Origin of the sequence: Streptomyces sp. NPDC059080, from assembly GCF_042739975.1 — a bacterium.
In the GTDB taxonomy this organism is placed as follows: Bacteria; Actinomycetota; Actinomycetes; order Streptomycetales; family Streptomycetaceae; genus Streptomyces; species Streptomyces benahoarensis.
In genome coordinates, this window is the sequence record NZ_JBHYGX010000029.1 from 32,419 (window position 1) to 38,418 (window position 6,000).

The 6,000-nt window shown below is 77.0% G+C and carries 8 protein-coding genes; 3 read left to right on the forward strand and 5 right to left on the reverse strand.

Features of this window, described 5'->3' with window-relative positions; genetic code table 11:
• Positions 1 to 2 precede the first annotated feature (2 nt).
• Both ACFWWQ_RS21460 and ACFWWQ_RS21465 read left to right on the forward strand, forming a co-directional pair.
• Positions 3 to 1,787: a glycoside hydrolase family 15 protein gene (locus ACFWWQ_RS21460; RefSeq protein ID WP_384598444.1), complete on the forward strand. Its 1,785-nt coding sequence runs from the start codon at positions 3 to 5 to the stop codon at positions 1,785 to 1,787.
• A 4-nt stretch (positions 1,788 to 1,791) separates the two neighbouring features.
• Positions 1,792 to 2,547 (forward strand): SDR family oxidoreductase, encoded by a 756-nt coding sequence (locus ACFWWQ_RS21465; protein WP_384598446.1) that lies wholly within the window; start codon positions 1,792 to 1,794, stop codon positions 2,545 to 2,547.
• Positions 2,548 to 2,622: 75 nt separating this feature from the next.
• On the opposite strand, the gene amaP is transcribed toward ACFWWQ_RS21465, so the two are convergent.
• From amaP to ACFWWQ_RS21490, 5 genes are read right to left on the reverse strand one after another with little or no spacing between them, the layout of a single operon-like run.
• The gene (amaP, locus tag ACFWWQ_RS21470; protein ID WP_384598448.1) at positions 2,623 to 3,228 is read right to left on the reverse strand and encodes an alkaline shock response membrane anchor protein AmaP; all 606 of its coding nucleotides are present in this window, start codon (positions 3,226 to 3,228) and stop codon (positions 2,623 to 2,625) included.
• Positions 3,229 to 3,235: 7 nt separating this feature from the next.
• Entirely contained in the window at positions 3,236 to 3,862 is a 627-nt protein-coding gene (locus ACFWWQ_RS21475) for a DUF6286 domain-containing protein (protein WP_384598450.1), read from the reverse strand.
• A complete protein-coding gene (locus ACFWWQ_RS21480) occupies positions 3,859 to 4,260 on the reverse strand; it encodes a hypothetical protein (protein WP_384598452.1) in 402 nt (133 codons plus the stop codon). The genes ACFWWQ_RS21475 and ACFWWQ_RS21480 overlap by 4 nt, the downstream gene beginning before the upstream one ends.
• Positions 4,257 to 4,448, reverse strand: coding sequence for a hypothetical protein (locus ACFWWQ_RS21485; RefSeq protein WP_384598454.1), 192 nt, complete (start codon positions 4,446 to 4,448; stop codon positions 4,257 to 4,259). The genes ACFWWQ_RS21480 and ACFWWQ_RS21485 overlap by 4 nt, the downstream gene beginning before the upstream one ends.
• A 44-nt stretch (positions 4,449 to 4,492) precedes the next feature.
• Complete coding sequence (locus ACFWWQ_RS21490; protein WP_384598456.1) at positions 4,493 to 4,981, reverse strand: Asp23/Gls24 family envelope stress response protein; 489 nt, start codon at positions 4,979 to 4,981, stop codon at positions 4,493 to 4,495.
• A gap of 189 nt (positions 4,982 to 5,170) precedes the next feature.
• Between ACFWWQ_RS21490 and ACFWWQ_RS21495 the strand changes: the two genes are divergently transcribed.
• Positions 5,171 to 5,875 carry a hypothetical protein gene (locus ACFWWQ_RS21495; protein WP_384598458.1) on the forward strand — a complete coding sequence of 235 codons (705 nt, stop codon included), beginning with the start codon at positions 5,171 to 5,173 and terminating at the stop codon, positions 5,873 to 5,875.
• Positions 5,876 to 6,000: the final 125 nt, after the last annotated feature.

The window sequence follows — 6,000 nt, forward strand, 5'->3', positions numbered from 1 at the left end:
GGGTGCCCCCACGCATCGAGGACTACGCGCTCATCGGCGATCTGCAGACCGCCGCCCTCGTCGGCCGCGACGGGTCGATCGACTGGCTCTGCCTGCCCCGCTTCGACTCCGGCGCCTGCTTCGCCGCGCTCCTCGGCGACCGGAACAACGGCCACTGGCGGATGGCCCCCGTCCACCCCGACGCCCGCGCCACCCGCTCCTACCGCGGCGACTCCCTCGTCCTCGACACCGTCTGGGACACCCCGGACGGCTGCGTCAAGGTCACCGACTTCATGCCGCAGCGCGACCGCGCCCCCGACGTCGTCCGCATCGTCGAGGGGCTGCGCGGCCACGTCGAGATGCGCGGCGTGCTGCGGCTGCGGTTCGACTACGGCCGGGTGGTGCCGTGGATGCGCCGCGCCGAGGGCTGCCGGTCCGCCGTCGCCGGTCCGGACGCCGTGTGGCTGCGCACCGAACCCCAGGTCACCACGTACGGCAAGGACTTCAGCACCCGCTCGGAGTTCACCGTCGCGCCTGGCGAGCGCTACGCCTCCGTCCTGACCTGGCACCCCTCGCACCATCCGCGCCCGCGGATCATCGACCCGTACGACGCCCTCGACTGCACCCTCGACGACTGGCACGCCTGGTCGGCGCGGTGCCGCTACACCGGACCGCACCGCGACGCCGTCCTGCGGTCGCTGATCACCCTCAAGGCGCTGACGTACGCCCCCACCGGCGGCATCGTCGCCGCGCCCACCACCTCGCTGCCCGAGGCGCTCGGCTCCGTCCGCAACTGGGACTACCGCTACTGCTGGCTGCGCGACGCCTCGTTGACCCTCACCTCCCTGATCGCCGCGGGCTATCTCGACGAGGCGGCGGCCTGGCGGGACTGGCTGCTGCGCGCGGTCGCCGGTGCCCCCAAGGACCTGCAGATCATGTACGGCGTCGCGGGCGAGCGGCGGCTGCCGGAGGCCGAACTGCCCTGGCTGTCCGGGTTCGCCGCCTCCGCGCCCGTCCGGCTCGGCAACGCCGCCGTCGACCAGCGGCAACTGGACGTCTACGGCGAGGTGCTGGACGCCTTCCACGGCGCCCGCGTCGCCGGGCTGCCGTCCCAGCCGCACGCCTGGAACATCCAGCGCGCACTGGTGGAGTACCTCGCCACCACCTGGCGCGAACCGGACGAGGGCCTGTGGGAGATCCGCGGCCCGCGCCGTCACTTCGTCCACTCCAAGGTCATGGCCTGGGTCGCCGTCGACCGCGGGATCCGCACCCTCGAAGCCGTCCCCGGGGCCCGGGGCGACCTGCGGCGCTGGCGGGAGCTGCGGGACACCATCCACCGCGAGGTCTGCGCACAGGGCTACGACGCGGCGCGGTCCACCTTCACCCAGTTCTACGGCTCCACCGCGCTGGACGCCGCGACCCTGCTCATCCCCCGCCTCGGCTTCCTGCCCGGCGACGATCCCCGCGTCATCGGCACCGTCGACGCGGTCCGCGCCGCGCTCACCCACGACGGACTGGTGCGCCGCTACGCCACCGGCGACGGCGCGGTCGACGGACTGCCCGGCGACGAGGGCGCGTTCCTCGCCTGCTCGTTCTGGCTCGCCGAGGCGCTCCACCTGACGGGCCGCGGGCGCGAGGCCCGCGACCTGTTCTCCCGCCTCCTCGCGCTGCGCAACGACGTCGGTCTGCTCGCCGAGGAGTACGACCCGGCGGACGGACGGCAACTCGGCAACTTCCCGCAGGCATTCAGCCACATCGGCCTGGTCGGAACCGCCTTCACCCTCTTCGGCGGGCCCGAGGCAGACTGATTCCATGGACCTTGGACTCACCGACCGTACCTACGTGGTGACCGGCGCCACCCGCGGCCTCGGCCTCGCCACCGCCCGGGCGCTGACCGCCGACGGCGCGCGCGTCGTACTGACCGGCCGCACCGCGGAGAGCGCCGCCGCGGCCGTCGCCGAACTGGGCGAACGGGCCGTGGGCGTCGCCGCCGACAACGCCGACCCGCAGACGCCGGAACGCCTGATCGCCACCGCCCGCGAGCGCTTCGGGCGCCTCGACGGCATCCTCATCAGCGTCGGCGGCCCGCCGCCCGGCGCCTCCGCCGACCTCACCGACGACCAGTGGCGCGACGGCTTCGAGACCGTCTTCCTCGGCGCGGTCCGGCTGGCCCGCGCGGTCGCCGCCGAGCTGGGCGAGGGCGGCGTCATCGGCTTCGTGCTGTCCGGCTCGGTGTACGAGCCGATCGGCGGACTGACCATCTCCAACGGGCTGCGCCCCGGGCTCGCCGGGTTCGCCAAGTCGCTCGCCGACGAGGTCGGGCCGCGCGGCATCCGCGTCGTCGGCGTCCTGCCCGGGCGCATCGCCACCGACCGGATGACGCAGCTCGACGCGGTCTCCGGCGACCCCGAGGCCAACCGCGCCCGCAACTGCGCGACGATCCCGCTGGGCCGCTACGGCGAGCCCGACGAGTTCGGCCGCACCGCGGCGTTCCTGCTGTCGCCCGCCGCGTCGTACCTGACCGGCGTGATGGTGCCGGTGGACGGCGGGGCGCGCCGGGGGTTCTGACGGGAGGGGGGCGGGGCGGCGTCCGGGCCGCCGGCGCGCGCCCGCCCCTCCCCCGTACGCGACAACCGCCCGCCCTCAACTCACGCGTTCCGCCCGGTGCCGCACCGCCCGCAACCGGATCTCGGCGGGCAGCCGCGACAGCCCCGTGGAGGTACGGGCGTCCGCCACCGCCCCGTCCGACAGGCGCCGCAACACGGCGCCCGGGCCGGCGTGCGGGGCGAGCGCCACCACGGCGCGGAGCTGGGGCGCGGTCCGGCGGCCGCACAGCAGCATGTCCGCGCGCTCCACCCCGTCGAGCGCCCCGGCCTCCACCGCCACCACGTCCTCCAGCGCCCGGCCGTGGACCGAGGCGCCCTCGCCGTCCCCGCTGTCGACCAGGATCTTCCCGAGCCGGCGGCGCCGGAGCTGCGCCAGCAGCCACCACAGGAGCAGCAGCACCACGGCGGCGAGCGCGGCGATGACGGCCGGCCACCACCAGCCGCGGTCCGTGAAGCGGGTACGGTCCGCCGCCGGCAGCAGCACCCCGTCGCTGCGCGACCAGGGCCAGTCGGCGGGCAGCGCGAAGTGCCACGCCGACGGCAGCCCGAGACCTGCCGTGAGCACCGCGGCGCCGCCGCCCAGCAGCACCGCGCCGATCAGCCCCAGCAGTACGCGGTTGACGCCGCGCCGGACCCTGCGCATCGCTCGCTCACCTCTTCTTCGGGCGGCGGACGTGGACGGAACGCCGCAACGGCCGGGCCAGGCCCAGCCCGTGCATCCCCTCGCCGAGCACCGCGTCGAGATCCGCCCGCACCCGGTCCGGCTCCCGGAAGTGCGAGACGGCCGCCACCTTCACCGTGCGGCGCCCGGCCGTCACCTTGACGGACTGCACGCCGGACACCTGCATCGCCCGGTCCCGCAGCACCAGCGCGGCGGCTGCCCGGTCGAGACCGGCCCGGACGTCGGGCGTGGCGCGGCGCATCGGCAGCACCCCGCGCAGCCCCGGCGTGAGCGCCAGCACCAGCAGCCACACGCCGACCGCCATCGCCGCCGCGGCGCCGCCGAGCACCCAGGGGTCGTCGAGAGGGCGGGTGGCCAGCTCGTCGGCGAGGCGTCGGCGCCAGGCCATCGCGGGCCGGCCGGCGCGCACCGCCGCCACGTCGTAGAGCAGCAGCCCCGCCCCGGCCAGCGCGAGCAGCGCCACCACGGCGGACGGGAGGCGGCGGGCGGACCAGAACCGGCGCGCCCTGCCGTGGCCGGGGGCGGCGGGCGCGGGCTCCGGGTCCTTCTCCAGGGTCACCGTCCGCCGGGTGGCGGCGCGTGCGTCGTCGCTCATCGCACCCTTTCCCGGTCCCGTTCCAGCGGCGAGTGCAGCCGTTCCACCTCGACCGCCACCTCGGACACGTCCATCCCCGCCCATTCCCGTACGCGCGCGGTGACCTGACGGCGTACCGCGCCGCACCGCGCGCCGATCGGGGTGGGGTGGCCCAGCTCGACGGTGACGTGCACATGGGCCTCGCCGAACGGCAGCCGCCCGTCCCGGCGCCGGACGGTGACGGTCGCATGGGCGCCGGTGCGGGCGTCGTCGGCCGCGGCGCGCAGCGCCTCGCGGGCCGCCGCCGCGGCGATCTTCGCGACCACCCGGTCCGCGACGCGGGTCGCGCCCCGCTCCCCTCGCGGCACCTCGGCGACGGCCGCCGCGCCGGGCGCCGTCGACGCCGTCGCCACGCTCACCGCCGCCGGTCGTCGCGGGCCCGGGGCCGGAAGAAGTCGCCCGCCTCCAGGTCCCCGTCGAGGAACCGTCCGGCGACGAACCCGATCGCGCCCAGCGCCGCCACCAGGACGAAGGCTCCGAAGCCGCCGAAGTACCCGGCGAAGCCCAGCGCCATTCCGGCCAGAAGGCCGGCCACGGCCATGCTCATCGTGCGCTCCTTCGCTGCCCGCTCCGGCCGAAGCCGCTGCCCGTCTACTGGAGCCGGGGCTCCGGCTCCTCGCCCTCGTCCTCCTCCTCGGGCAGCTTGACGTCACTGACCGCGATGTTGACCTCGACGACCTCAAGGCTCGTCATCCGCTCCACGGCGGAGATCACGTTCTCCCGTACGTCGCGGGCCACCTCGGCGATGGAGACGCCGTACTCCACCACGATCTCCAGGTCGAGCGCGGTCTGCACCTCGCCGACCTCGGCCTTCACGCCGCGGGCGACGGGCGCGGAGCGGGAGCCGCCGGGCACCCGTTCGCGGACCGCGCCGAGGGTGCGGGCCAGGCCGCTGCCCATGGCGTGGACGCCCATCACGTCCCGGGCGGCGAGCCCGGCTATCTTCTCCACGACGCCGTCGGAGATGGTGGTACGCCCGCGGGTCGCGGGGTCACCCCCGCCGCGTTTGCCGCCCGAGATCTTCGTTTCCGAGGCCCCGCCCGTTGAGAGGTCGGTTCGGTTCCACTGTTCGTCCGCCATCGCCGATCGTCCCTTTCCGAGGGGAAGCTTTCACCACTCCACACCCACGCTAGGGGCGCCCGCCCCGCCCCGCCCGGTCTGCTGCGGCACCCGAGTTACGCCCCCGCTCCCCCGGCCGCACCGCCCTGCCGTACGGGTCCGGCTGCGGCAGGCTGGGAGAGCCGGACGACAGACCCCAGGGGTGACGCGGTGGCCGCGACGGAGTGGGCGCACAGGGTGCGCCGGGAGCTCGGGACCGGCCGGGTGCTGCCGCTGGGCGGCCCGGCGGACGGCTGCTGGATCACCGAGGAGGCCGCGGCACGGGTGCTGCGGGCCCGCGCCGCCGCCCTGCCCGGCCTGCGCCTGGGCGCGCTACGAATCGGCCCGGCGGACGGCCACCCGCACCGGCCACCCGCACCGGCCCCGCCGAGCGCGCTGCCGCCGGGCCCGCTGCGGATCACCGCGGACCTCGCGGCGGCCCCGGACCGCCCGTTGCCCCGGACCGCCGAGGAGCTGCGCACGGCCCTGCTGGAGACCGCCGACCGGGTGCTCGGACTGCCGGTGACGGCCGTGGACCTCCAGGTCACCGGCGTACTGGACACCGCGGAAGCGCCGGGCCGGGAGCGGCCCGCGCCCCCCGGGCCGGGCATCGGGCTCAGCCCGCAGGAGGCCGGTGTCCCGGGCCCGGTGGCCGACGCGGCGCTCGCCGTACCCGGCGTGGCGCGGCTCGCCGCCACCCTCGGCGGTACGTCCCGGCCGGTGCGGGAGGTACCGGGCGGGCTGCTGGTCCAGGTGGCGACCGGCCCGGGTCACCGCGTGTCGGAGGTGGCCCGGGCGGTACGCGCGGCGGCGGGCGCGGCCCGCAGCCCGGCGGTGGCCGTGGCGGTGCTGGTCACGGCTGTGGGCGAGAGGTGACCGGGGACCGCCCGGGGGGCGCGCCCCCCCCCCCCCCCCGCGGGCCGGCGCCCCCGCCGCGGTGTCGCCCGCGCCCCCCCCGCACCCACCCGCCGCGGGCGGGGGGCGCCCCCGCGCGCGCCCCG

Excerpts from the sequence above, each read along its gene's own strand:
- ACFWWQ_RS21465 (WP_384598446.1), top strand. The coding sequence starts at position 1,792 with ATGGACCTTGGACTCACCGACCGTACCTACGTGGTGACCGGCGCCACC.
- amaP (WP_384598448.1), bottom strand. The coding sequence starts at position 3,228 with ATGCGCAGGGTCCGGCGCGGCGTCAACCGCGTACTGCTGGGGCTGATC.
- ACFWWQ_RS21475 (WP_384598450.1), bottom strand. The coding sequence starts at position 3,862 with ATGAGCGACGACGCACGCGCCGCCACCCGGCGGACGGTGACCCTGGAG.
- ACFWWQ_RS21485 (WP_384598454.1), bottom strand. The coding sequence starts at position 4,448 with ATGAGCATGGCCGTGGCCGGCCTTCTGGCCGGAATGGCGCTGGGCTTC.
- ACFWWQ_RS21490 (WP_384598456.1), bottom strand. The coding sequence starts at position 4,981 with ATGGCGGACGAACAGTGGAACCGAACCGACCTCTCAACGGGCGGGGCC.